Below are 25549 nucleotides of genomic sequence, written 5' to 3'. Positions count from 1 at the left end.
CTTAGTGACGCCCCCCGATGCCGTTATCTAAGGTCGCCGGATCGGGAGCGGGGTGGAACCGGTTGACTAGGTTCCCTTGTGGGCCCATGTACACATACATCATCGAGGCCCAAACATTGTCTTGTTTGTATCGATAAGCCCAGACAATTTCGTGTCCCTTCGCGATGCCATATTTGTTGGCGGGCTCGCCAAATTCGCAGAGTAATTGCTGGTCAGTCCAACGTCCGTTTGCCAGTTTTTCAAAATTAGCATCTGTCAGGAGCTGCTGAAGACCGACAACCGTACCTTGGGGGGTCGTATTCGTACCCCAGGAATATTGGCCATAGGGCTGCATTGTCCAGATCAGTCGCTCTGTGCCGTCCTCTCGCTTGCAAGTTGTGGAGGGTTTGCCAAGCTTTTGAATCGCTTCGGCCACCGACATCCCAGGTTTTACGGACTGATAGTTGGCGCAACCCGCCAAAATAGCGACTGAAGCAACGGTAAGCGCTAGGCTACCAAGGCGACCAAGGCGCCGAGGCCGCTTTGTGAGGGCGTTGTCAGATTTCTGAGAGGGTAAGGCTGTCATTTTGGTCATCGCAGGGCTCTTTTCAGGGCAAATGAGGGCTCTGGATAGAGCCGCATAGGTTCATTTTAGCCAATCGGCTATAATTCGGCAGCTTTATCGATGTTCTTTATTATTTTTGTTTAATCACGTCAGGACGCCTCGGTCCTGTCGCTTGTCATCTGAGGTTATAGAAATGTCTGTTGCTGATATTAAAAAATCTGACATCGTCGCGCAATATCAACGCGCACAAGGCGATACCGGTTCTCCAGAAGTTCAAGTGGCTTTGCTGACAGCTCGTATCAATGAGCTGACAGGTCACTTCAAAACCCACATGAAAGACCACCACTCACGTCGCGGCCTGCTGCGTATGGTTAGTCGCAGACGTAAGTTGCTAGATTATCTCAAGAGCCGCAACCCAGACTCCTATCGTGCTCTGATCGAAAAACTCGGTCTGCGTAAGTGATCGGTATCCATGGGGCAGTCTCCCCGTGACTCAACCGTGGTCGATTGCGGCACTACTGCTGCAACGTCCACGGTTTTTCATTTGTAAGGAATAAATTGTCATGTTCAATAAAGTGACCAAATCGTTTCAGTATGGACAACATACTGTCGTGCTTGAGACGGGTGAAATTGCTCGCCAGTCCTCAGGTGCAGTCCTAGTAACGGTCGAAGACACCGTGATCCTTGCCACTGTTGTTGCAAAAAAAGATGCCAAATCAGGACAGGATTTTTTCCCCCTGACCGTTGATTACATCGAAAAAACATACGCCGCTGGCAAGATTCCTGGTGGTTTTTTCAAACGCGAAGGCAAGCCCTCTGAAAAAGAAACGCTGACGTCGCGTCTGATCGACCGTCCTCTGCGTCCCTTGTTCCCCGAAGGTTTTTACAATGAAGTGCAGGTCATCATTCATGTGTTGTCCTGCAATCCCGAGATCGATCCTGATATTCCCGCAATGATCGGCGCATCTGCTGCCCTTGCAATCTCAGGTATCCCATTTCACGGCCCGATTGGCGCCGCACGTGTGGGTTATATCGACGGTCAGTACCTGGTCAACCCAACAGCCACGGAGCTCAAGACCTCGCAGATGGATCTCATCGTTGCAGGTACAGAAGCCGCTGTCTTGATGGTTGAGTCCGAGGCACAACAACTGTCCGAGGAAGTCATGCTCGGCGGTGTCGTGTTTGGCCACAATGCCATGCAGGCGGTCATTGGCGCGATCAATGACCTCGTGCGCGAGGCTGGCAAGCCCGAGTGGAACTGGCAGCCTGCCGCCAAAAACGAAGCACTCATCGCTTCGGTAACGGCAGCAGCTCAGGATGCACTCTACGCCGCCTACCAGACGCGCCAAAAGCAAGAGCGTACGACGCAATTGCGTCAGGTGTATTCAAATGTTCATGCCAAGCTCGGCGAGGCCGCTGCAGCCCAAGGTGTTTCTGCACCCGATGGCGTGACGGTCGATAACATCTTGTTTGACCTCGAAGCCAAAATAGTTCGCAGCCAGATTCTGAGCGGTGAGCCACGTATTGACGGCCGTGATACACGCACCGTGCGTCCAATCGAAATTCGTTTGGGTGTGTTGCCTCGCGTTCACGGTAGCGCATTGTTTACGCGTGGTGAAACACAGGCGTTGGTCATTGCAACACTCGGTACCAAGCAAAATGAGCAAATCATCGATGCGCTCATGGGCGAGTACCGTGATCGTTTCTTGATGCACTACAACATGCCTCCTTTCGCAACAGGTGAAACCGGTCGCGTAGGTACGCCCAAGCGTCGCGAAATCGGCCATGGTCGCCTGGCCAAGCGTTCGCTCGTGCCCTTGTTGCCTGATGCCCAAGACTTCCAGTACACCATTCGCTTGGTCTCTGAAATCACCGAGTCAAACGGTTCGTCTTCGATGGCGTCCGTATGTGGTGGTTCGCTGGCCATGATGGACGCAGGCGTGCCTCTCAAGGATCACGTGGCGGGTGTTGCGATGGGCTTGATCCTCAACGAAGGCAAGTTCGCTGTCCTGACCGATATCCTGGGTGACGAAGACCACCTCGGCGATATGGACTTCAAAGTGGCGGGTACCGAAAATGGTATTACTGCTTTGCAGATGGACATCAAAATCCAAGGCATCACCAAAGAAATTATGCAAGTTGCGTTGGCGCAGGCCCGCGATGGTCGCTTGCATATTTTGACCAAAATGCGCGAAGCCATTCAAAATTCGCGTGGCGAGCTTTCAGCGTTCGCACCGCGTATGTTGAGCATGAAGATCAATCCTGAAAAGATTCGTGATGTGATCGGTAAGGGCGGCGCAACGATTCGTGCGTTGACCGAAGAAACGGGTTGCCAGATCGATATCTCTGATGACGGTACGATTGTGATTTCGAGTGCTGATCTTGATCGCGCGCACGATGCTCAGCGCCGTATTACTGAATTGACAGCGGATGTCGAAGTTGGTCAGGAATACGACGGTAGCGTTTTGCGTCTGCTCGATTTTGGTGCGATTGTTCAGGTCTTGCCAGGACGTGATGGTTTGTTGCACATCTCCGAGATCGCAAACTACCGCATCGCCAACATCAATGACGTGCTCAAGGTCGGTCAGGCTTTGCGCGTCAAGGTCATTGAGGCTGATGACAAAGGTCGTCTGCGTTTGTCGGTCAAGGCCATCGGTGGCATTGAGCAGCAGGGTGGTGCTCCAGCCGCTGACGCCGCCGCTCCTGCCGCCGCTCCAGAGGCGCCCGCTCAGTAAGCACTGACGGTCACCGCTAAAACCCTGTCTGGTCACAAGCCAGCAGGGTTTTTTTGCGCCAGTTCGTAGAGACCGGCCAAGCGAAACAATCGATCCCGACGCAACATGCCAAGCATGGGTTCTGGTTGCCTCCTCCCGCTTGAGACCAACTCGGCGACCGTGAGGTCGAGTGCCTCAGAGAGTTGTCGTCGATGCGTGGGCCACCATTGAGAAAGCAAACGATCGGGATCAATCAGTCCCAGCTGTTGGCGTCTGAGCTCAGAGCGACTGAAGTCTTTGATATTCCAAGTCAGTACACTGACTGAACCAACATGCGCGCCCATCACGGCAGCAATACCCGCAGCCGCGACATGTTTGTCTTTGCGATCTGTATGCTTGAGTGTGGTCTCGTGCATCGTGACATCCCCCATATCGGCAGCGGGAAATTGCGCTTGCATGTGTTGCCATTCGCCCTTTAATAGATCGGGATCAATGGGCCAAAGGCGGACTGCATTGCGCTGCCATTCTTGGCCAATCTTGTCAGTCCAAAGCGGATCAAATAGTCCGGCGCGAGCGAGATTAAGAAGTAGGGGGCGCAACAAACCTGACATCATGATGCAGGCATCTAATACAAAGGCTGGTCGCTTTAAATCGTTGAGATTAGGCTGAGGAGCTTCAGTCATGCAGGGTCTACATTATGTCAGAGCATGTTTCGCAGCTCGGACGATTGTTTGCGCATCTACACCAAAAAATGCTCTGAGCTCAGCACGGGTGTCGCTGCGCCCAAAACCATCTGTACCCAGTGTCATATAACGACGGCTAGAGGGTGTGTAAGCACGGACCGTTTCAGGAACCGCACGGACATAATCCGTCGCCGCAATAATCGGACCTTGGCTTTTGGAAAGTTGCTGATAGATAAATGGTACACCAGGAGCCGCCTCACCCTTGAGGGCCGCCTGTTCACAAGACAAGCCGTCACGCGCCAGTTCGCTCCAGCTGGTGATGCTATAGACGGACGCTGTGATGCCCTCGGCGCAGAGTGCTTGAGCGGCTTTAACAACCTCGGTCAAAATCGCTCCCGAACCAAGCAAGGTCACCTGGGCTGTTTCTTTTTTAGCCCGATAGACATTAAACAGATACGCGCCGCGGATAATGTCGTCGCGTACGTTTTCTGGCAAGGACGGTTGGGCGTAGTTTTCGTTCATGAGCGTGACATAATAAAACACATCTTGCTGCTCAACCATCATCTCCCGCACGCCCTGATCAATGATCACGGCCATCTCACCCGCAAAAGCGGGGTCGTAGGCTTTGCAATTTGGGATGGTGGCCGCATGGAGATGGCTTGAGCCATCCTGATGTTGCAGACCCTCACCGCCGAGTGTGGTGCGGCCAGACGTCGCGCCCAATAAAAATCCGCGAGGACGTTGGTCAGCTGCAGCCCAGATCTGATCACCGACGCGCTGGAAACCAAACATCGAGTAGTAAATATAAAACGGCAACATGGCTAAACCATGCACGCTGTAGCTTGTCGCCGCAGCGGTCCAACTGGCAATCGCGCCAGCCTCGGAAATACCTTCTTCGAGGATCTGGCCGTCGAGTGCTTCGCGGTAACTCAACACCGAGCCGATATCCTCAGGCGCGTAGCGTTGACCCACGCTCGAATAAATACCCACTTGTTTAAATAAATTGGCCATACCAAAAGTGCGTGCCTCGTCGGCGACGATCGGGACGATGCGCGGTCCCAGGACGGGGTCCTTGAGTAAATTACCGAGCACGCGCACAAACGCCATCGTCGTGCTCATTTCTTTGCCCTCTGCTTGAGTGGCAAACTGGCTATATTGCGACATCTCAGGGACAGCGACAATGTCACACGTGGTTTCACGCTTGGGTAAATAGCCACCAAGAGCTTCACGCCGCTTGAGTAAATATTGCATTTCCGGACTATCTGCGGCGGGGCGATAAAAGCTCAAAGAGGTCGCCTCTTTGTCACTCAAGGGCAAATTAAAGCGATTGCGAAACTCGATCAAATCGTTGTCGTCGAGTTTTTTCTGGCTGTGCGTGGTCATTTTGCCTTGACCCGCACTGCCCATCCCATAGCCCTTTTTGGTGTGCGCCAAAATCACCGTCGGTTGCCCCTTGTGATTGGCTGCCGCCGCATAGGCCGCATGAATCTTGACCAAATCATGTCCACCGCGCTTGAGACGATCGATCTGATCGTCCGTCATGCCCTGTGCGAGTCGAGCAAGTTCTTCGTTTTGTCCAAAAAAGGTATCACGATTAAAGCGGCCGTCTTTGGCGGCGAACGTTTGCATTTGTCCGTCGACAGTGTTGGCAAAGGCACGGGTGAGGGCACCTGTCAGGTCGCGGGCGAACAAACCATCCCAGTCACTGCCCCACACCAGCTTGATGACATTCCATCCTGCGCCTGTAAAAAGCTTTTCGAGTTCATCAATGATGCGCCCATTGCCGCGCACCGGGCCGTCCAGGCGTTGCAGGTTGCAATTGACCACCCAGACTAAATTATCCAGCCCCTCTCGGGCAGCCAGGGTCAAGGCGCTCATAGACTCAGGCTCGTCCATTTCTCCATCCCCAAACACACCCCATACTTTGCGGGACTCGCAATTGAGTAAGTTGCGATGGGTGAGATAGCGCATAAAACGGGCGTGATAAATGGAGCTGATCGGACCGATGCCCATCGAGCCTGTAGGAAATTGCCAGAAATCAGGCATGAGCCATGGGTGTGGGTAGCTCGAGAGACCTCGCGCTCCATGCGCGATGGCCTGAATCTCCTGCCGGTAATGCAGCAAATCTTGTTCTTGCAGTCTCCCTTCGAGATAGGCGCGCGCATAGACCCCAGGTGCGCTGTGCGGTTGGAAAAAAACCAGATCACCGCGGTGCTGATCAGGTCCTGTGCCGTGCCGTGCTTCAAAAAAGTGGTTGAAGCCCGTTTCAAAGAGATCCGCTGCGCTCGCGTAGCTTGCGATATGACCTCCAAGCTCTCCATAGGCTTGGTTGGCCCGTACCACCATCGCCAGTGCATTCCAGCGCATGATCGAGGCCAAGCGCTCTTCGATGGCTAAATCCCCAGGAAATACGGGCTGTTGGTCGACAGAGATCGTGTTGACGTAAGGTGTGCTGAGCTCGGGGCGCCAACCGACTTGGGCCGAGTTAGCGGTTCGTACGAGTTCATCCAGTAGGAATTTGGCTCGCTCAGGGCCCGCGGCCTCCAAGACAGCGAGCAAGGATTGTTTCCATTCTTGCGTCTCTTGGCTGTCTGAGTCGGTGATGGTATGGAGCCAAGAGGCGGGGCGGGGATCGATTGCAGCGTTCATCGTGTGGCCAGTTTAAAGATGCTTGATTAATAATCGATATTTTAGGGATTTGTTTGCAGCATGAGATGCCTTAATTAGTAGTTAAAATGATAATATGAAGCATTTAATTCTGATTTTTTAAAATAAACAGCATAATGAAATTAGATTTTATTGATTTAAAGATTTTGTCTGAGCTTCAAGCCGATGGCGCGCTCTCAAATATTGAGTTGGCACGCAGGATCCATCTGAGTCCATCACCATGCCTGGCGCGAGTGCGGGCACTGGAGTCGGCCGGTGTGATCGACCGGTATGTGGCTTTGGCCAATGCGACAGCACTTGGCTTGGGGCTCAATGTCTTTATCAACATCAGTCTTAAAAGCCAAAGTAAAGAATCGCTGGCGCATTTCGAGCAGCGCATCAGCGAACATGACGAAGTGATGGAGTGCTATCTGATGACGGGTGATAGCGATTACTTGATCCGTGTTGCGGTGACGGATATTGCCGCGCTGGAAAAATTTATCTTGGAGCAGTTGACCCCGATACCTGGCATAGAGAAAATCAGGTCAAGTTTCGCACTCAAACAGGTGCGCTATAAAACGGCCTTACCGCTTCCGACAAAAACGGACGTATAGTATCTATTCGTTACAAATACTGATCAAAGGATTCGCGAGACATGAGTGAAGTATTCACACCCACACCAGCTTGGCAAGAACAAATATTCAAGGTTCTCAAAGAAGGCGGCATTCAGCAAGTATCTTATGTGCCCGATGCCGGTCATGCGCACGTGATTCGCCGTGTCAACGAGGATCCTGCGATGCGCGCGATCGTATTGACGACCGAAGAAGAGGGTGTCGCGGTCGCTGGTGGCGCATGGTTGGGAGGTCAGCGTCATGCTCTGCTCATGCAGAGTAGCGGCGTGGGTAACTGCATCAATATGATGTCCTTGTTACAGAGCTGCCGCTTTCCGTTCTTGGCCTTGGTGACCATGCGTGGCGAGTACGCCGAGTTCAACCCTTGGCAGGTGCCCATGAGCAAAGCGACGCAGGCTTCGATGGAGCTGATGGGCATCAAGGTCTATCGCGCTGAGCGTGCCGATGAGGTCGAGGATGTTGTCGGAGCCGCACTGGACTTTGCTTTTGAGGGCGGAGAGCCCGTTGCCGTGCTGCTATCACAGCGCTTGATCGGCCGCAAAAAGTGGTTGCGTCACTAATTCATCAGATAGGAATTTCAATGAGTCAAGTTCAGTCTTCTAATAGCGTCATTGACCGTCGCGAATTTGTCAGTGCTTTGATTGCCAAGTGCCCAGAGTCTTTGATTGTGACGGGTTTGGGTTCTGCAACCTATGACGTGTTCGCCGCAGGTGATCGCGATAAAAACTTTTACCTGTGGGGTGCGATGGGTGGTGCCGCGGCCATGGGGTTGGGACTTGCCTTGGCGCAGCCAGACAAGTCCGTGTTAGTGATTACGGGTGATGGGGAGCAGTTGATGGGGATCGGTTCTTTGGCAACGATTAGTGCCCAAAAGCCAGCTAACCTCACCATCGTTGTGCTCGATAACGGTCACTTTGGCGAAACAGGGATGCAGTTTAGTCACTCGAGCCTCGGTACTAACATGTCCGCTGTGGCCCAGGCTTGCGGGATTGCCAACTCTTACCAAGTCAAGGATATGGCGGGCTTGAAACAGGTGGAGCAAAACGTCAATGCGCGTCAAGGCGTGACGTTCGCACAGATTATGGTGAAAGCCGATGATCTGCCGCGTGCTTTACCTTCGCGTGACGGCGTGTTTGTCAAAAACCGCTTTCGTGCCGCCTTGGGCCTGGCACCATTCTGAGTGACGGTTAACTGCGCGCATTGAAAACGACTCGTTTTCCTGCGCGTTATTTTTTTGTGGGATAAAGATGACACGCCACATCACCTTGTGCGTCGCGCAAGAGATGTGGATGCTCCACGGAACATTCCGGCCGACGTTGCTGGCAGCGTGGATGAAAGGAGCAGCCTGAGGGCGGATGCAACGGGTCTGGAAACGAAAGACCCAGACCCATGTCAGGGATTCCGAGGCCGGGCTCGGGCGTCAGTACAGAGGCCAACAAAGCCTGTGTGTAGGGATGCCGAGGATGTTTGAAAAGTTCAGCTGTTTGAGTGAGCTCGACAACGCGCCCCAAATACATCACAGCGACCTGGGTCGCGATGTGTTCCACGACGGCCAAATTATGACTAATAAAAACATAAGTCAGATTGAATTCTTTACGCAAGTCCAACAATAAATTCAAAATCTGGGCTTGGACAGAAACATCCAGCGCTGAAGTCGGTTCGTCGCAGATCACAATCTCAGGATTGATCACCAAGGCGCGCGCGATTGCGACGCGCTGTCGTTGACCGCCAGAAAGTTGTCCGGGCGTATTGTCCGCATAGCGTGCGGGCAAGCCCACGCGATCCAACATCTCGATGGCTTTTTTACGACGTTCGCTTTTTGTGCCTACGCCAAGTACATCCAGCGGAAAGGACACAATGGAGGAAATCGTCCGACGCGGATTCAGAGAAGAATAAGGGTCTTGGAAAATAGGCTGCACGCGACGCGCCAGATCGCGACGATCGATCTTGCTGATATCTTGCCCATCAATCAGGACGCTACCACGCGAAGGGGGCGTCAGACCCAATAACATGCGCGCAAGCGTTGATTTGCCACAGCCCGATTCGCCTACGATGCCCAGCACATCTTTGCGTTGCACCGACAGGTCGACGCCATTGACAGCATGCAGTGTCTGGCGAGGTTTAAACAAACCAGCGCTGACTGAAAAGGTGCGTTGCAGATCTTTTGTTTCAATCAGGGCAGTCATTGGCCTGCTCCGCTCTGTTGTGTTTCATTCATGATGCAGCGCCATTGTTGACCCTGGCGAGTCTGATGCAAGGGGATGGTCTCGCTACAACGCGCTTGGGCGTATTCGCAACGATCTTTAAAGGCGCAACCCTTCATTTCGCCGATCAGCGAGGGCACAACGCCTGGGATGGTGCCAAGCTTGCCACCCGGAACTGTTTTGCCTGGAATAGGGATGCAGCTGATCAAGCCGCGCGTGTAGGGATGTTGCGGTGCTGCGAAAATATCCTCGGCCGTACCCTCTTCGACGATTTGTCCAGCGTACATCACGGCGACTCGATCGGCGATCCGAGCAACCACGCCTAGATCATGGGTGATGAGCACCATGGCGATACCAAGCTCTTTCTGCAAATCGGCTAACAAGCGCAAAATCTGCGCTTGAATCGTCACGTCCAATGCGGTGCTTGGTTCGTCGGCGATGAGCAACTCTGGACCACACATCAGCGCCATCGCGATCATGACACGCTGTCGCAAGCCACCAGAGAGTTGATGCGGATACTGCCCGAGTCGCTCGGCAGCAGAGGCGATACCTACCTTTTCCAAAAGCTCGACAGCACGCAGGCGCGCATCTTCAGCTGAGGCCTTGAGGTGATGACGATAGTGCTCAGTGAGTTGATCTCCGATGGTATAGGCGGGATTGAGGGCCGTCATCGGTTCTTGGAAAATCATCGCCATACGATTGCCACGCAAATCGTTGATGCGACTTTTGCTCGCGCGCGAAAGATCCTCGCCAAGAAATTCAAACACACGACTGCTGCGCGACGCGGTTTTAGGCAACAAACCCATCAAGGAAAGCGAAGTGATGGATTTGCCACACCCCGACTCGCCCACGATACAGAGCGTTTCGCCGCGTTTGACCTGGAGAGAAATATCGCGCACGACATGGAGGGTGCCACGTGGAGTAGAGATATCCACAGTCAGGTTTTTTACATCCAGAACAATTTCGTCAGTCACCATGATTAAGCTCTCTCGCCTGGTGTCAGGAGCTGATGGAGACCATCACCCGCCAGATTGATGGAGAAAATCAATAAAGCCAAGGCTGTACCGGGAATCGCAATTAGCCAAAAGGAAAAGAACATGTAGGACTTTGCCTCGGAAATCATCAGGCCCCAGGAGGGCAATGGAGGTTGGACGCCAAGCCCCAAGAAGGAGAGCGCAGCCTCAAGCAAAATCGCGCTGGCCGCCTCGAGCGTCGCGATCACGATCAAGTGCGGCATCACGTTTGGCAGCACCTCGGTGAGCATAATCCTCAAGGTTGAGGCGCCTGCAGATTGCGCGGCAGAGACATATTCCATCGAGCGCACTTGCTGCGTGGCACTGCGCATGACGACAGCGAAGCGATCCCATTTCAAGAGACCTAGCACCATGATGACGACCCATAAGGAGCCGCCGACCAGAGCAACCGTCGCGAGTGCCACTAAAATCACAGGTAACGACAGCCTTGTCGTCACCATAAACGACACAAACATATCGATGCGGCCACCAAAGTAGCCAGCTAGCATCCCCATCGTCGTACCGATGAGACCTGAGATCAAAGCAACACTCAGACCAATGAGCAGAGAAATCCGCGCCCCGTAAATCAAACGCGATAAATAGTCCCTACCAAGTTGATCGGTCCCAAGAGGGTGCACCCAGCTCCCTTTTTCATACCAGAAAGGTGGGACGGTGCGATTGGTCAAATCCTGAGCATAAGGATCATGGGGTGAGATCAAGGGTGCGAAGATTGCACAAAAAACGATGAAAAGTAGTAGGCCGCAACCCACATAAAGCGCTGTATTTTTTTTCATCTCAAGCAACCCGAATACGGGGGTCAAGCCAGGCGTTGGCAACGTCGGAGGCCAGTGTCAGCAAAATATAGATGACTGACAGCAGCAGGACGATCACTTGCGTGACGGGGAAGTCTTTTTGAATAATGCTTTGGTAGGCGAGATAGCCCAGACCATCCAAGGCAAAAATAGTCTCGATCACGACGGAGCCACCCAGCAAAAAGCCGAGTTGAACAGCGGCGAGAGCCACGACGGGGACGATGGCATTACGCAGTGCATGCTTAAAAACCACGCTGCTTGTTGGCAGGCCCTTGGCACGCGCGGTACGAATATAGTCGGCGCTGAGCACTTCGATCATGCCAGCACGGATGAGGCGCATAAAGGCAGGTGCTGCGTAGTAGCCGAGGGCAATCGAAGGCATGACGAAATGTTGCCAGGTACCGCTACCGGACACCGGCAACATCCGCCAGGTAATCGAAAACAACATAATCAAGATCAAGGCGAAAAAGAAATTAGGCATGGCCTGACCCACGACGGCAACGCCCAGGCACAGACGGTCGATCCAGCTGTTTTTGTAGATCGCAGCCAAGACACCCAGAGGCACTGAAATGATGAGTGCAAAAGTCAGTGAATACACGGCGAGCAACATGGTGGTTTGAAGCTTAGTAAAAATCAGCGTGCCCACTTCGGTTTTGAAATAGATCGACTGACCAAGATCGCCTTGGACGACCTTAAGCAGCCAGTTACCAAATTGCACAATGATCGGTTGATCAAAACCGTAGGTTTTACGCACCATATCGATGTCGACCTGACGCGCGCCCTCTCCGGCGATGGCTAAGGCCGGGTCGCCAGAGAGGTAAAGCAGCATAAAGGCAAGAATAGAGACGGTCAGCGCGACCAGGACGGCGAGTCCCAGTCGCTTCGTAATATATGCCAGCATAATGCCTTACCTGAGATACAAATAATTAAAAAATCATAAAGAAAGGATTACTTCCAGCTCATTTCCCAGAAACGCACTAACTCGTCGTGGTAGGGCTTGAAGTTCACTTCTTTGCTGGCAACATAATAGACAGGTAAGGTCCAGAGTGGCACGGCGTAAGCTTGATCCGCAATGATGGACAAAGCCTTTTGATAAACCTCTTGGCGCTTCTTCATGTCAACCGTGCTGTCACCTTCGTTCAATAGCTTGATGACCTCAGGGTTGCGACTGACGTCATCCGCGCCGCCACCAAAGTACACAGGCGTGGAGGCTGACAGGTCATTGACCAAGTTCGAGCCCCAAGTCTGATGTGTGAGGGCGGTTTTGTTGCCGCGCGCCAGATCGCGCATCGCTGCGTATTGCATGAAGCCTAACCTTGGCTTGATGCCGACTGCGCTTAGGTAGTTGATCATGGCTTCAGTTTGTGGACGCTCACGATAAGCCATCAGATCCACTTCAAAACCATTCGGATAACCCGCTTCGGCCAATAGTTTTTTAGCCAGTGCAGGATCGTACTTATAGACTTTTACGCCTTGGCTCGTGCAACCAACTTGTGAAGGTGTGCAAATGGAGTTGAGAATCTCGCCACCCCCCACGATATTTTTCAAAATCGCTTCGCGGTCAATCGCGTGAGCAATCGCATGACGTACGCGAATGTCCTTGAGCTGTGGTGCAGGCGTACCGTCACGGGAATTCATTTGCAGGAAGACGATGCGCATCGTGTTACCGCTTTGTACCTGTAACTGAGGAAAGGACTTGAGCTTATCAGCCTGGTCCTTGGGTACGTGCATGATGAAGTCTTCACCGCCAGACATTACTTCGGCCATCTGAGTTTGACGGTCAGGGATGAAGCGGATGCGGACTTTACCGATTGTTGGCTGTGCCTTTGGGGACTCTTTGAAATAATCCTTGTTGCGCTCAAGCGTCAAAGACTTACCAGGGATATGTTCTACCACCTTGTATGGACCAGAGCCGATTGGCTTGAGGTTCATCCCATTCGGACCGACTTCTTTGTAATACTTGGCGGGATGAATCGCAATCGCAGTGGCGAGATAGTCGATCGCAGCTGGGAAAGGCTGCTTGCTGATGATGCGGACTTTGTATTTGCTGATCTTTTCCGCTTTCTCAATCCAGCCCGTCACAGTCTGTTGTCTGGCTTTGTTGGCAGGGTCGGAAACGAAATTCAGTGTGAAAACAACGGAATCCGCGTCAAACTCTTCGCCATTATGGAACTTGATACCTTCGCGCAGATCGAATTCCAATGTACGGTCGTCAATTTGCTTCCAGCTTTTAGCCAATTGACCTTTGTATTCGCCCGTCAGGGGGTCGCGATAGATCAGCGTGTCCCAGACGTTGGCGGCAATAATCACGCCAATGCGTACGTTGTTGTAATAAGGGTCGATGTTTTCAGGCGTTTGGTCGTAGGCAAAACCAAGGGTGTCGTTCTTTTTTCCTGCGTGGGCGGGCAAGGTAAAGGCCACGGTAGCGGCGATGGCACAAGCCAGCAGACCCGCACGCAAACTAAATTTAGCCAAAGGGGCTTTTAAAGAGGTGCTCGAGTAGTTCATAGTATTCCTCAAGATCGGTTTGTCACGACAGATAGCAAGCATAATTCTTTTAACAGGTAAAACATCTTAGTGGCAACAGCTTGCCATCAGTAGTTTCACCCGGTTGACCAATCTATAGGCAATTACTGTGCCAAAATTACAGTATTAACTTTTACAAGGTGATGTATGCAGAACCCCGCGCTTGAACAAGCTGTGCAGTTTGCGAAGGATCATGAAAGTACTTGGGACCGCGACTGCACGAGTAGCAATTGGGGTGTGCATCACGGAGACCCTGCGCCCTACAACAAACTCTATGGTCCCGTGCACTCACGTGGCCCCAACTCTGGCACTATTTTGTTGCGCGGGAAAACCCTGACCTCATGGGGTGAGCCCAAACGTGCCGATCTGACCTTTAGCGTCGCCAAGACTTGCCTCGCTCTGTTGGCGGGTGTGGCCTTTGATCGCGGCCTCATCAAGGACTTGAACGAGCCGATCGGTAGGCAATTGAAGGGAATCGGTTTCGACCAAGGTAACAATGCGTTGGTGACCTGGGAACAGATGTTGCAGCAGACCAGCGAGTGGGAAGGCACCTTGTTTGGTCTGCCTGACCAAGTGGATCGCTACCGTGCCGTGACCTTTGCCAAAGCACCGGATGGTGTGAAGGGTGATGCGCGTCCCCTGCAGCCTGCAGGCACTTATTGGGAATACAACGACGTTCGCATCAATCAGTTGTCGCTCGCGTTGTTGCATGTGTTCCAGCGACCTTTGCCTGAGGTCTTTCGTGAGGCGATCACTCGCCCAGTTGGCGCGACGGAAAACTGGAACTGGGTGGGTTATGACGATGCGTGGGTGGAGGTTGCTGGCAAGCGTGTTCAATCCGTTCCTGGCGGAACGCATTGGGGGGGCGGGATGTCCATCAGCAGCGAAGATCAGGCCTTGATCGGTCAGATGATGTTGGATCAGGGCATGGCCAATGGCAAACGCGTGTTGTCCGCTGAATGGATCAAGCGCATGCAAGTACCATGCACGTTGGCACCTTTCTACGGGTATTTGGTTTGGCTCAATGATCAGCAAAAGGTCTTCCCAAGCGTGCCGGCCTCAAGCTATTTCGCGGTGGGGGCGGGCAGCTCGTTTACCTGGATCGAGCCGGAGATGGGCATGGTCGTCATTATCCGTTGGCTCAACTCCGCACATGCGGATGCAGTGTTTGGAAAGATTTATCAAGCCGTCAAGGCGATTGCCTGACGCGGTGTCGTCGAATCACTTTTTTAAACCCTTTTATGGGAAAACATGATGCAAAAAACTTTAATGCGACAATTTTCTTTTTCGGCTGCGACCACGGCGTTGGTGCTGACGTTGGCGACGGGTGGGATGCTGGTCGGTGGATCCCTGAGTCAGTCCGCGTTTGCGCAGACAAGCGCACAGTCAGCGACTCAGACCTTACCGCAACTCGAGTCACTGGTATCCTCGATTGCCTTGTATCCAGACTCACTGTTGTCCCAAATGCTGATGGCTTCGACCTATCCGCTCGAGGTTGCCGAAGCGGCTAATTGGTTGCGCAGCAATACACACTTGAAAGGCGACGCCTTGCAAAATGCGCTCAAGCCGCAGACGTGGGACAACAGTGTCAAGTCTTTAGTATCGTTTCCAGATGCTTTGAACTTGATGGGCAATCAGTTGAGCTGGACACAAAGCTTGGGTGATGCCTACCTCGCGCAGCCCAAAGACCTGATGCAAGCGGTGCAGGCCCTGCGCGCCAAGGCCAGACAGGCCGGCAATCTTAAATCCAACGAGCAGGTGGCGGTCTCGAGCGATGCCCAGTCCAACATCATCATCGTTCCCGCGAATCCTCAAGTGGTGTACGTCCCCACCTACAACCCTATGATGGTGTATGGAGCCTGGCCTTATCCTGCTTACCCACCTTATCCTGTTTACAACCCAGGTTGGGGGTTGATGAGCTTTGGTATTGGCATGGCAGTGGGCGCTGCGTTGTGGTCTACACCACACTGGGGTGCGGGATCGATCTCCATCAACAACAATACTTTTAACAATTTTAATAATCGTTTTAATTCAGGATCAAATCTGAGGTCCGACTATTTAGGTAATAACAGCAACTGGAGTCACAATCCAGCGCATCGTGACGGCGTGCCCTACGGCAATTCAGCATTAAACAACCGTTATGGCGAGGGCAATCGTAGTGACATTACACGTAACGATGTCGCACGCCAGCAAAATGCTGTGAATGATTGGAAAAATAACGCCTCACCTGCGGACAAACAGCGTGCTGACCAAGCCCGTCAAAACGCGCAAAATACCTTTAATCGCAGCGCGACCCCTCAGGAGCGCAGTCAAGCCAGTCAGATGAACCAGCAGGCGCGAAGTGATGCGACTCAAGATCGTGCAAACCCAAGTCGGGCGCGCGAGGCCAGCCAGGAAAATCAGTTGGGCCGCCAGGGACGCAGCGACTTTAGTGCTGATCGTTCCGGAGGGGGTGACCGCTTCGGTGGCGGTGGTCGTAGTTTCGGTGGCGGTCACTTTGGTGGTGGATTTAGACGCTAATTGTCCCTCCAGGCCAACTTCCTTTATTTATTTGGATACAGTCATGATTAAAAAATTATTAGCGACCGCGTTGTTTATGGCATTGCCTTTTGCTTCGGGTGCGCAAAGTACCCCTCCGTCTGATGTTTCGCTCGGTGCCATGATCAATCTTTGCCAGAGCCGCACTGATCTCGAAGCACAAACCTTTTGCTATGGTTTTGGCGAGGGTGTGTATCAGGGCTCAGAGTTAACAAAGGACCCCAAAGCCCCTAAAACCGTGTGTTTGCCTGCGGGTGGCGTAGCCCGTGACGAAGTGTTGGCGGAGTTCATTCGCTGGGCCATCGCCAACCCCCAATTCCATCAGGAAAAGGCGGCTGCTTCGATTTTGCGCTATCTCCCCATCCGCTTTCCTTGCAAGGGCTAAATGAGTTCGGCGCTTTTGGATACAATAGCGCCTCACTACCTGCCCCGATGATGAAATTGGTAGACATAGCAGACTTAAAATCTGCAGCCTAAGGGCGTGCCGGTTCGATTCCGGCTCGGGGCACCACTTGCTCGCCCAGCAAATATTCATTTGTCTATGGCGTCTTGCCGATGCCAGTCGAGAGATCGGTAAAAATCCTACGGAATTTGCTCACTTGAGTATTGTCTTTGGCCGAGGTCCTGAGGATAAAGCTCACAGGCATTGGTTTCAGATCGTTTGGTATATCGATGACTCTGATGTTGCCCAGCTTGACATGCATGTCTGCGGCACTCTGCGGAATCACGCTGCACAAATTTGAACCTGACAGCATAGTCAGGCTTTGAAAATAATTCGTTGTTTCAATGACAGGCTCTGGCAGCATCAAGCCTCGCCGTAGAAAAGAGTCTGTCAATTGTTGACGCAGGCTGGAGTCTGCTCTTGGCAGGACCCAGTCACGTTTCGCTAAGTCTTCAAACGTGTTTTTTCTTTTTTTCGCTTCTTTCGTTCCCTCAACAATGCAGATGTTTTCTGAATAAAGAGGGAAAAAAATTAATTCGTCCGTGTTGTGCATAGAGGGCATGGCAGCCCCAGACAATCGCCCGATCACGCAATCCAGTTTGCCTTCAAAGAGCTGGAGCAGCAGGTGTTTAGCTGTGCCTTCTTGTATAGAGACTGCTCCACCATCGGCCTCTCGGAAAAGCTCAATCACGCGAGGCAAGTAGGCAAACAGTGCCTGCGGGACGACGCCGACTCTGAGCAGTGGAGAGAGGTTTTTATTTAATTGTTTGACCTCATGTACGAGCGCGTCAAACTCATTCAGTATGGTCTGCGCACGATTGACCAATATGCTAGATGCCTCAGTTGGAACAACGCCTTGCGTTGTTCGCAGAAAAAGAGTCAACCCAAGTTGTTTTTCAAACTCTCTGAGCATGGCGCTCGCAGCTGGCTGACTAATACTCAAGTGCTTAGCTGCTTTATGCAGGCTGCCAAACTCAACAAGATGTTGCATCAGAATCAAATGTCTAAATTTGATGTGCGAGAGTGAGGGTTCAGAATGCATATTTTTAATCAATTATCATTAAATTTATGATAATCAAAGGTTATCACGAGATATAAATAATTGAATATTTAGTTCTTACGGTCGCTCCTATACTTCAGTCACCATTCAGTGATAAGGAATTTCCGTGATCAAAACAGCCCCATTCGCCTTGAGCGTATTTATTAGCGCTTTTTTCGCACTGCTGACTCCTGCGGCTCAGGCAGCCTGGCCCAATGACCAGCCGATCAAAATCATTGTGCCGCAAGCCGCTGGCGGCACAAACGATACCTTGGCCCGGATGGTAGGTGCTGAATTATCAAAAATCCTTGGACAAACTGTCGTGATTGACAATCGACCTGGTGCCTCGGGTGCGATTGGCATGCAGGCAACGGTGCAGGCACCACCTGACGGTTACACAATCGCTCTGGCTTCTGATTCAGCTGCGCTGATTGATGTGCTACGTCCGAATCTACCTTGGAAATTTAAAAGCGGTTTACAGGGTGTTGTGATGATTGGTGAGCAGCCAATCAGTATTGCGACATCCTCCAAGACCTCCTTCAACACTTTTCAACAAGTGATTGATGCTGCAAAAGCAAAGCCTGGAAGTCTGGGCTACGGCTCATCAGGCATTGGCTCATCTCAAAACATCGTCGGTGAGTGGGTGGCTAGCTTGGCAGGTATCAAGCTTGTGCACGTGCCCTACAAAGGCGGCGGACAAGCTGCGAACGATGTCGTGAGCGGGCAGATCCCTTTGGCGGTCTTGGGGCTTGCGCCAATGCTCAAGCAGCAACAGGCTGGCAATGTGCGTATTCTGGCGGTGACAACGCCGGAGCGCTCAACGGCGCTTCCAGACGTGCCGACCTTGACTGAGCTAGGTTATCCACAAATCGCGCTTGCACAATGGGCCGGTTTAGTGGCACCGGCTGCGACCCCACAGCCGATCATTCAAAAACTCTCGGATGCCTTGCTCAAAGTGCTTGCAGAAAAATCCATCAGTGAAAAGATGATCGCGGCAGGTATTACGCCCAAACCATTAGGCTACCAGCAGTTTGATGCGTTTTTGAAAAAAACAGTGGACACCTGGCAGCAGGTCGTACCAACACTCAATATTCAAATTCAATAACGTCAAACAGTTTCGCAAACCAGGCACATGATGAAGAAAACCAATATTGTTTTAATCCTTGCAGATAATCTAGGCTGGGGGGAGCTTGGCTGCTATGGCGGGGGCGCGATACGCGGGGCCCCCACGCCTCGCATCGACGCGTTGGCGAAGCAAGGCATTCAGTTGCTTAACTTTAACGTTGAGAGTGACTGCGTGCCGACACGCTCCGCCTTGATGACGGGACGCCATCCTATTCGCACAGGCGCCTTGCAGTCCGTGCCTGCCGGCTTGCCACAAGGACTGATTCCCTGGGAAGTCACGATCGCGGAGCTGTTGTCCCAGGCCGGGTATGCGACAGGCATGTTTGGAAAATGGCATCTAGGCGACAAAGAAGGCCGATACCCCAAGGACAAAGGGTTTGACGAATGGTATGGCATTCCAAGAACAACGAATGAAAGTATGTTCACTGAGCAAGTCGGCTTTGATCCTGAGGTTGTTGATGTCCCTTATGTGATGGAAGGGTTCAAGGGACGTCCGGCTGAAAAGAAAGAAATATACGATTTAGAAATGCGCCGACGTATTGATGGCGTGCTGACTGAAAAAAGTTGTGATTTCATCCGCAGAAAAGTCGCTGCAGATGAGCCCTATTTTTTATATGTTCCTCTCACCCAATTGCATTTCCCAACGTTGCCGCATCGAGACTTTGAAGGTCAGACGAAGATGGGCGATTTTGCGGATTCGATGATTGAGTTAGATGCGCGAGTGGGTCAAATCATTGATGCCGTTCATGCGACAGGGACGCAGGACAATACTTTGTTTATTTTTGCGAGTGATAACGGTCCTGAATATCGACGTCCTTGGCGAGGAAGCGCAGGAATGTGGACAGGGACTTATCACACCTCGATGGAGGGCTCCTTAAGGGTTCCGTTTATTGCGCGTTGGCCAGGCAACATCCCTGCTGGTGCCGTCTCTAACGAAATTTTTCATGTTGTGGATATTTACTCAACCTTGGCTGCGGTTGCAGGGGTACAAGTGCCCCAGGATCGTCCCATCGATGGTGTCAATCAAGCGTCATTCCTAAAGGGTGAAACACCGAGGTCAGCACGCGAGGGATTTGTTTATTTCATTAAGAAAGAAATGCGTGCGGCAAAGTGGCGAGACTGGAAAATGCACTTTGTTTGGGAGAAAGAACCGAATGAAGGCGCTAACCATTTGGAGACCCCTTATTTATTTAATCTCGTTCAAGATCCAAAAGAAGAAACAGACGTGAGTTCGACGCAGGGCTGGGTGAGGGGACCCATTCGAAAAATGATTAATGCTTTTCAGGCGACCCTAAAAGATACGCCACCGATTCCGCCCGGCGCACCGGATGATTTTTTACCTAAAGCTTGATGGTGGTCGCACCATGACAACTGCACGAACGCTTTCTGGTTCGAGGCACTACCAGCTCGTTCAGTCAGTGAATTGTTGCAATTGCTTTCAATTTTTAATCAATTATTCAGCGTTTTCGTACCATTCCGAATAGAAATCATTCAAACTCAAAGCTATGATTTTTGGATGGAAAAACGCGTGTACACACTTGAATTAATTGTTGAGCAAAACGGTAAGTTGATTGAGCGGCTTGACCGCAGTATTGAGCGTCTTGATCACAGCATGGCCAAGCTCAGTCAGGCAGTTTCTGATCTGAGGGTCGACATGATCCAGGGACAAGCCGCCCTGCGTCAGGACATCTCAGATGTGCGGACCGAGTTACGCTCAGAGATCGATCGGAAAACTTTCTGGCTCATGACTGCGCATTACGGTGCCTTGCTTGCGTTATTAGGTTTTTTAGGCAAGCACTTTATTGAAAGCTACTTTAAATGAACTGCGCCAAGCTTGAATGACTAGCCCCAGAGCGTTGAAATGGGTGCTGCCCACAGGCCATCATCCACAGGTAACGTCTCTTGACCGTCATAAAGTAGAACACCCATTTTGAATTGATTTCCAGCCAGGGCGGCGAGTTTTTTAGCCCATTAAAGTCACTCGCTTTGACTGTTGCCGCAGCTTTGACTTCTACGCCAACCAACTGTCCCTTCGCATTTTCTATGACGACATCTACTTCAACCTTTTCCGTGTCTCGGTAATACATCAAACTGTAGCGATCATCAGAAGTTGCGGTGTGTTTGAGCAACTCTCCAAAAACAAATGTCTCTAGAACATGCCCGAACGTTCACCCGCTTCAGTAGATACATCTGCTCAAAGATGTTGATGTACTTTGCTGCTGTCTTGCCGTCGAGCCCGACTTCTTCACCTAGCTTTGCGTAGTTGCACATCTGACCTGAGGTCTGCGCTAACGCTCTGAGAAATCGGGGTAACTCATCTAGCTTGTTAATGCCAGCAAAGTCACGGACGTCCCTTTGGATGATGGCTTCTAAATACTGCGTTGCCCAAGCCTGCCTTCTTTTAGCCTAAGTTTCGGAATTATTTCTGTAAATTACGGAATTTAAGACCGTGAATTACGGAAAATTTCTCTAGAAATTGTTGGGTTAAAACCATTAACCCCCTAAGCTTTGTCCTAGATCAAACATTGCTCACTGACATCTCCCCTGCGAGCGCCTCGTCAGGCTAACGTAGTCGTCATGCAAGGAAAGATCCTCATGACAACGACATTAGCTTCAGCTTTATCCGTTTTCTCAAACTGGCTGCCCTCCACGGACAGGTGGTTTAAGACCCTCGATATTCTTGGTCGCGCTCTATCACCTGTCGTTCAAGGCGGTATGGGTGTGGGCGTTTCCGCTCATCGACTGGCGGGAGCCGTTGCGCGAGAGAACGCGATCGGAACGATTGCCAGCATTGATTTGCGTCATCATCACCCCGACTTGCTTGAACAGACTGAGAAATCACGTGACCGGGACTTGATTGACCGTGTCAATCTGATCGCCTTGGACCGGGAGATTCAGGCTGCATTGCTTCACGCCCAGGGGAGGGGGCTCATCGCCGTCAACGTCATGAAAGCCGTGCGCGACCATCCCGCATTGGTCAGGCAGGCCTGTGAAAGTGGCGCGCATGCCATCGTGATGGGTGCTGGGTTGCCGATAGATTTACCGGAAATGGTGGCGGACTATCCCAAGGTCGGACTCATCCCGATCCTCTCCGAGTCACGTGGCGTGTCGATCGTGATGAAAAAATGGCTTAAAAAAGGTCGTTGTCCTGATGCGATCGTGATTGAGCATCCAGGTCATGCCGGTGGACACTTGGGCGCAGTCAAAATCGAAGACATTCATGCCGAGCGCTTTGAGTTTGAGCGTGTGATTGCGGAGTGTCACGCCATTTTTACCGAACTTGGACTTGGGCAAGATACGCCACCGCTGATTTTGGCAGGCGGGATCGATAGTCATGAAAAAGTCCGTTATTGGCTCAATGCTGGCGCTGATGCCGTGCAGCTGGGTACGGCGTTCGCTGTGAGCGAAGAGGGCGATGCGCACATTAATTTCAAACGCGTGCTGATGAAAGCAAGCCCTTCAGACATGGTGGAGTTGATGAGTGTGGCCGGTCTACCGATGCGAGCGGTTTCAACGCATTGGCTGAGTCAGTATCGGCGACATGAGTCGAAGATGCAGGCTTGCGCGAAAGCAGATCCCCGTCGATGTTCCCAACGCCTGGACTGTCTAACCCAATGCGGCTTGCGCGATGGCAATAGCAAGGCAGGACAGTTTTGCATTGATTTGAAACTTGTGGCCGCACTCAAAGGTGATGTGCAAAAAGGATTATTTTTTCGAGGGGCAGGGAGGCTGCCGTTTGGTGAGGTGATTCGTCCTGTTAAAGAGCTAATTGAATATTTATTGCACGGATATCCATGTCAAACACCAGCTTAGCTAACGTGGATTTTGATTCAAAATTAATTGCTCAACATGATTGCAGCGGTCCGCGCTATACCTCTTATCCCACAGCGGATCGCTTCATAGAGGGCAATATCGCCTCGATCTATCTGGAAGCAATAAAGTCCAGGCAAGTCGAGCGGCCTGCCGAAGACTTGTCACTCTATGTACACCTGCCGTTTTGCGATACCGTCTGCTATTACTGCGCCTGTAACAAAATAGCGACTAAAGATCGTTCACGTGCAGACACCTATCTTGACTATCTCGCGAGAGAAATTTGGCTGGTGCGCAAGCTGTTCGCACAGACTCCGCGTGTCAGTCAGTTACATCTTGGTGGTGGTACACCGACTTTTCTGACGAATGAACAGCTCGAACGTTTAATGGTGTTATTAAAAGCTTTCTTCGCGTTTACATCGGATGCAGAATGCTCAGTTGAAATTGATCCGCGGCGCTTGAACGAAGGCACGCTCGCGCTCTTGGCGCAACACGGCTTTAACCGCATGAGTATCGGTGTGCAGGACCTTGATCCTGACGTACAAAAGGCCGTCAACCGGATTCAGCCTGCTCGGATCACTGAGGAGGTGATGACGCAGGGGCGAGCGCTAGGCTATCGCTCCATCAATATCGACCTGATTTATGGCTTACCCAAGCAGTCTGTTGACACGATGCGTGCCACGCTTGCCACGGTGTTGACGTGGCGCCCAGATCGCATTGCGCTCTACAGCTATGCCCACTTGCCTGAACGCTTTATGCCGCAACGCAGGATTGAATCTGGCGATCTGCCGATGCCGAGTCAAAAACTCGCCATGCTCAAGCTCGCTGTGACGAGTTTGTTGGATGCCGGCTATGTGTATATCGGCATGGATCATTTTGCCCTGCCAGAAGATGAACTCGCCATAGCAATGGTAGCCGGAACTTTGCAGCGTAATTTCCAAGGTTATGCGACCCAGGCTGATTGCGATTTGATTGCCTTAGGTGTTTCTGCAATTAGTCGAATTGGCAATGTGTATGTCCAAAATCATCGCGTGTTGGAAGAGTATTACGCCGCACTTGATCGTCAAACATTGCCATTGGTGAAAGGCTTGCTCATGACGACAGATGATTTGATTCGATGCGCGGCTATTCATGAGCTGCTGTGTCAGTCAGAAATCATGATCCCAAAGTTTGAATCGCAATGGTCTGTTGATTTTGAAAGCTATTTTGCGCCTGAGCTTGAACGCTTGCATTCGCTCGTGCAGGACGGCCTGGTTGAGCTCACCACGCAACGTATCACCATCACTCCGAAAGGGCGTTTTCTGGCGCGTATTGTCGCAATGAGTTTTGATCGTTATTTGCGCGAAGCTAAAACGACTGCGCGCTACTCCAAGGTCATTTAGGGCTATTTAGTCACCCAAGAGCCTGACTCCAGACTGGCTTGGCTTAGCGCTTGCGCACTAGTTGCCAAGGCCGTAGTAAGTAGGTGACAGAGGCAAAGCCGCTCCAGACGTGTACAAGCCGTGTAAATGGAAAAATCACGAACAGTGTCATCCCCATCATCATATGCAGTTTAAACAACCAGGGTGCATCCAGCATAAAGCTTGCCGCATCCCCCTGAAAGGTAAGTAGATGTTGTGCCCACATCATTAAACGCACCATCAACTCACCGTCACTGTGTTGTGCGGATTCGGTAATGGTGAGTAACCCTAATAGCAGGGCACCCAAAATCCAACCAAGCAATAGCCAATCTCGTCTGCGTGTAGTGGCGCAGATGCGGGCATTGGTTAGGCGTCGGTAAAGCAAAATGGAAAGTCCCGCTAGGCAGATTGTGCCCATCGTGCCACCAGCGATCAGTGCCACCAGCTGTTTAAGGCTGTGTGTGACGCCTAAGCTGTCCCAAATCCAAAGGGGTGTGAGTAGGCCAAATAAGTGACCAAAAAACAAACCTAGTATGCCTACGTGAAAAAGAATATTCCCCACGCGTAACTGGCCGCGATGCAATAGCTGAGACGACTCGCTTTTCCAAGTGTACTGTTCGCGCTCAAAACGAATCAGGCTACCAAGTAAAAAAATGGTCAATGCAATATATGGATATATGCCAAAGACCAGTTGATTAAAGTATGTCATGTTGGGCCTCTTAAGTTCCAGAGCAAGATTGAGTGGACTGACGACTTGGTACTGAGTCGGGTGCTGGCTTTGATTGGAACCGCATCGTGTGTGTCATGGTAGGGCGCAAAAGAGGTTCGACCCCATCGACGCCTGCACCAAAGATTTCAAGCGCCTCATCCATGTCGCGAACAGGTGGTTCAGTGAACGCTTGTGGTGCAGTCGTGCAGTGGTTGCGAAGCAATATAAAGACGCAAGCGTAAGGACTTTGAGCGACATCTAACTTATTGCCAATCATTGCCAACACATGAATCGCATCGCCTAACAACGCTTGTATTTTGTTTTCTGGCAGTTGGGCGATGAACTCTAAAAACAGCGGAACATAGTCGGGTAGCTCTGTGGTGGATAGATCGAACCCGTGCTTGCGATATTCTTCAAGCAAATCGACCATCGCTTGACCGCGATCACGACTTTCACCGTGAATGTGTTCAAACAAATGCAGACTGTGTGAGGTGCTACGGTCAAAGGTGGCAACGTAGTTCTCTTGTAGGTGTATGAGCGAGGTACTACCTAGATAGTCAAGCAGTGGCGCTAGTGTTTGTCGAGTTTCCTCTTGTTCAAGTAGGTCGCGAAGTTCTGGTAGCGCTGCGAGTAGTTCTGGTTCGGGGTAACACAGCAGGGCAGATAATAATTTAAAACTTTGCATGAGCTATCTCCATCTTGCGTGCAGCGC

25 protein-coding genes, 1 tRNA gene and 1 pseudogene are annotated in these 25549 nt (G+C 51.7%); 14 read left to right on the top strand and 13 right to left on the bottom strand.

The window, feature by feature from the left end:
• Window position 1 precedes the first annotated feature (1 nt).
• The gene (locus tag AC8GE9_RS14510) at window positions 2–574 is read right to left on the bottom strand and encodes a hypothetical protein (RefSeq protein WP_506677871.1); all 573 of its coding nucleotides are present in this window, start codon (window positions 572–574) and stop codon (window positions 2–4) included.
• 163 nt (window positions 575–737) lie between these two features.
• Between AC8GE9_RS14510 and rpsO the strand changes: the two genes are divergently transcribed.
• Window positions 738–1007: a 30S ribosomal protein S15 gene (gene rpsO, locus AC8GE9_RS14505; protein ID WP_290239498.1), complete on the top strand. Its 270-nt coding sequence runs from the start codon at window positions 738–740 to the stop codon at window positions 1005–1007.
• A 100-nt stretch (window positions 1008–1107) separates the two neighbouring features.
• Entirely contained in the window at window positions 1108–3279 is a 2172-nt protein-coding gene (gene pnp, locus AC8GE9_RS14500; RefSeq protein WP_506677870.1) for a polyribonucleotide nucleotidyltransferase, read from the top strand.
• Window positions 3280–3311: 32 nt separating this feature from the next.
• On the opposite strand, the gene AC8GE9_RS14495 is transcribed toward pnp, so the two are convergent.
• A complete protein-coding gene (locus AC8GE9_RS14495; protein ID WP_506677869.1) occupies window positions 3312–3941 on the bottom strand; it encodes a PIN domain-containing protein in 630 nt (209 codons plus the stop codon).
• A gap of 12 nt (window positions 3942–3953) precedes the next feature.
• Window positions 3954–6590: an alpha-ketoglutarate dehydrogenase gene (mdeB, locus tag AC8GE9_RS14490; RefSeq protein ID WP_506677868.1), complete on the bottom strand. Its 2637-nt coding sequence runs from the start codon at window positions 6588–6590 to the stop codon at window positions 3954–3956.
• A 134-nt stretch (window positions 6591–6724) separates the two neighbouring features.
• Between mdeB and AC8GE9_RS14485 the strand changes: the two genes are divergently transcribed.
• From AC8GE9_RS14485 to AC8GE9_RS14475, 3 genes are read left to right on the top strand one after another with little or no spacing between them, the layout of a single operon-like run.
• Window positions 6725–7201 (top strand): Lrp/AsnC family transcriptional regulator, encoded by a 477-nt coding sequence (locus tag AC8GE9_RS14485; RefSeq protein WP_506677867.1) that lies wholly within the window; start codon window positions 6725–6727, stop codon window positions 7199–7201.
• 41 nt (window positions 7202–7242) lie between these two features.
• Complete coding sequence (locus tag AC8GE9_RS14480) at window positions 7243–7779, top strand: thiamine pyrophosphate-binding protein (RefSeq protein WP_506677866.1); 537 nt, start codon at window positions 7243–7245, stop codon at window positions 7777–7779.
• Between the two features lie 20 nt (window positions 7780–7799).
• Window positions 7800–8399: a thiamine pyrophosphate-dependent enzyme gene (locus AC8GE9_RS14475; protein ID WP_506677865.1), complete on the top strand. Its 600-nt coding sequence runs from the start codon at window positions 7800–7802 to the stop codon at window positions 8397–8399.
• A gap of 46 nt (window positions 8400–8445) precedes the next feature.
• On the opposite strand, the gene AC8GE9_RS14470 is transcribed toward AC8GE9_RS14475, so the two are convergent.
• From AC8GE9_RS14470 to AC8GE9_RS14450, 5 genes are read right to left on the bottom strand one after another with little or no spacing between them, the layout of a single operon-like run.
• Window positions 8446–9405: an ABC transporter ATP-binding protein gene (locus AC8GE9_RS14470; protein ID WP_506677864.1), complete on the bottom strand. Its 960-nt coding sequence runs from the start codon at window positions 9403–9405 to the stop codon at window positions 8446–8448.
• Entirely contained in the window at window positions 9402–10400 is a 999-nt protein-coding gene (locus AC8GE9_RS14465; RefSeq protein WP_506677863.1) for an ABC transporter ATP-binding protein, read from the bottom strand. Before AC8GE9_RS14465 ends, AC8GE9_RS14470 begins: the two co-directional genes overlap by 4 nt.
• Window positions 10401–10402: 2 nt before the next feature.
• Window positions 10403–11230, bottom strand: a complete 828-nt coding sequence (locus tag AC8GE9_RS14460) for an ABC transporter permease (protein ID WP_506677862.1) — start codon at window positions 11228–11230, stop codon at window positions 10403–10405.
• A gap of 1 nt (window position 11231) precedes the next feature.
• Window positions 11232–12149 carry an ABC transporter permease gene (locus tag AC8GE9_RS14455; protein ID WP_506677861.1) on the bottom strand — a complete coding sequence of 306 codons (918 nt, stop codon included), beginning with the start codon at window positions 12147–12149 and terminating at the stop codon, window positions 11232–11234.
• A 47-nt stretch (window positions 12150–12196) separates the two neighbouring features.
• Window positions 12197–13756, bottom strand: coding sequence for an ABC transporter substrate-binding protein (locus tag AC8GE9_RS14450; protein WP_506677860.1), 1560 nt, complete (start codon window positions 13754–13756; stop codon window positions 12197–12199).
• 165 nt (window positions 13757–13921) lie between these two features.
• On the opposite strand from AC8GE9_RS14450, the gene AC8GE9_RS14445 reads away from it, so the two are divergent.
• The 4 genes from AC8GE9_RS14445 to AC8GE9_RS14430 all read left to right on the top strand — a co-directional run bounded on the left by AC8GE9_RS14445 (window position 13922) and on the right by AC8GE9_RS14430 (window position 16823).
• A complete protein-coding gene (locus AC8GE9_RS14445; RefSeq protein ID WP_506677859.1) occupies window positions 13922–14980 on the top strand; it encodes a serine hydrolase domain-containing protein in 1059 nt (352 codons plus the stop codon).
• A 48-nt stretch (window positions 14981–15028) separates the two neighbouring features.
• On the top strand, window positions 15029–16294 hold the full coding sequence (locus tag AC8GE9_RS14440) for a DUF3300 domain-containing protein (protein WP_506677858.1): 1266 nt from the start codon (window positions 15029–15031) through the stop codon (window positions 16292–16294).
• A 43-nt stretch (window positions 16295–16337) separates the two neighbouring features.
• Window positions 16338–16697, top strand: a complete 360-nt coding sequence (locus AC8GE9_RS14435) for a Rap1a/Tai family immunity protein (RefSeq protein WP_506677857.1) — start codon at window positions 16338–16340, stop codon at window positions 16695–16697.
• A 41-nt stretch (window positions 16698–16738) separates the two neighbouring features.
• A tRNA-Leu gene (locus tag AC8GE9_RS14430) sits at window positions 16739–16823 on the top strand.
• Window positions 16824–16851: 28 nt separating this feature from the next.
• On the opposite strand, the gene AC8GE9_RS14425 is transcribed toward AC8GE9_RS14430, so the two are convergent.
• Window positions 16852–17796 carry a LysR family transcriptional regulator gene (locus tag AC8GE9_RS14425; RefSeq protein WP_506677856.1) on the bottom strand — a complete coding sequence of 315 codons (945 nt, stop codon included), beginning with the start codon at window positions 17794–17796 and terminating at the stop codon, window positions 16852–16854.
• A 124-nt stretch (window positions 17797–17920) separates the two neighbouring features.
• On the opposite strand from AC8GE9_RS14425, the gene AC8GE9_RS14420 reads away from it, so the two are divergent.
• The 3 genes from AC8GE9_RS14420 to AC8GE9_RS14410 all read left to right on the top strand — a co-directional run bounded on the left by AC8GE9_RS14420 (window position 17921) and on the right by AC8GE9_RS14410 (window position 20740).
• Window positions 17921–18898, top strand: a complete 978-nt coding sequence (locus AC8GE9_RS14420) for a Bug family tripartite tricarboxylate transporter substrate binding protein (protein ID WP_506677855.1) — start codon at window positions 17921–17923, stop codon at window positions 18896–18898.
• Between the two features lie 30 nt (window positions 18899–18928).
• On the top strand, window positions 18929–20269 hold the full coding sequence (locus tag AC8GE9_RS14415; RefSeq protein ID WP_506678086.1) for an arylsulfatase: 1341 nt from the start codon (window positions 18929–18931) through the stop codon (window positions 20267–20269).
• Window positions 20270–20434: 165 nt separating this feature from the next.
• Window positions 20435–20740 carry a hypothetical protein gene (locus tag AC8GE9_RS14410; RefSeq protein ID WP_506677854.1) on the top strand — a complete coding sequence of 102 codons (306 nt, stop codon included), beginning with the start codon at window positions 20435–20437 and terminating at the stop codon, window positions 20738–20740.
• Here AC8GE9_RS14410 and AC8GE9_RS14405 read toward each other — a convergent pair.
• Both AC8GE9_RS14405 and AC8GE9_RS14400 read right to left on the bottom strand, forming a co-directional pair.
• Window positions 20733–21047, bottom strand: a complete 315-nt coding sequence (locus tag AC8GE9_RS14405; RefSeq protein WP_506677853.1) for a DUF4143 domain-containing protein — start codon at window positions 21045–21047, stop codon at window positions 20733–20735. The genes AC8GE9_RS14410 and AC8GE9_RS14405 overlap by 8 nt on opposite strands.
• Window positions 21022–21309, bottom strand: a pseudogene (locus AC8GE9_RS14400) (DUF4143 domain-containing protein); the annotation flags it as partial. The gene AC8GE9_RS14405 and the pseudogene AC8GE9_RS14400, both read right to left, overlap by 26 nt.
• A gap of 204 nt (window positions 21310–21513) precedes the next feature.
• Here AC8GE9_RS14400 and AC8GE9_RS14395 point away from each other — a divergent pair.
• Together AC8GE9_RS14395 and hemN are read left to right on the top strand one after the other, a co-directional pair.
• Window positions 21514–22731, top strand: coding sequence for an NAD(P)H-dependent flavin oxidoreductase (locus AC8GE9_RS14395; protein WP_506677852.1), 1218 nt, complete (start codon window positions 21514–21516; stop codon window positions 22729–22731).
• A complete protein-coding gene (gene hemN, locus AC8GE9_RS14390) occupies window positions 22713–24110 on the top strand; it encodes an oxygen-independent coproporphyrinogen III oxidase (RefSeq protein ID WP_506677851.1) in 1398 nt (465 codons plus the stop codon). Before AC8GE9_RS14395 ends, hemN begins: the two co-directional genes overlap by 19 nt.
• A gap of 43 nt (window positions 24111–24153) precedes the next feature.
• Here hemN and narI read toward each other — a convergent pair whose 3' ends face one another.
• Window positions 24154–24837 carry a respiratory nitrate reductase subunit gamma gene (gene narI, locus AC8GE9_RS14385; RefSeq protein WP_506677850.1) on the bottom strand — a complete coding sequence of 228 codons (684 nt, stop codon included), beginning with the start codon at window positions 24835–24837 and terminating at the stop codon, window positions 24154–24156.
• Window positions 24838–24847: 10 nt separating this feature from the next.
• Window positions 24848–25522, bottom strand: a complete 675-nt coding sequence (gene narJ / locus AC8GE9_RS14380; protein WP_506677849.1) for a nitrate reductase molybdenum cofactor assembly chaperone — start codon at window positions 25520–25522, stop codon at window positions 24848–24850.
• Between the last annotated feature and the right edge of the window lie 27 nt (window positions 25523–25549).

Source organism: Zwartia lucis (genome assembly GCF_965234455.1).
Classification (GTDB): Bacteria; Pseudomonadota; Gammaproteobacteria; order Burkholderiales; family Burkholderiaceae_B; genus Zwartia; species Zwartia lucis.
This window is presented reverse-complemented; position numbering and strand designations above follow the sequence as displayed.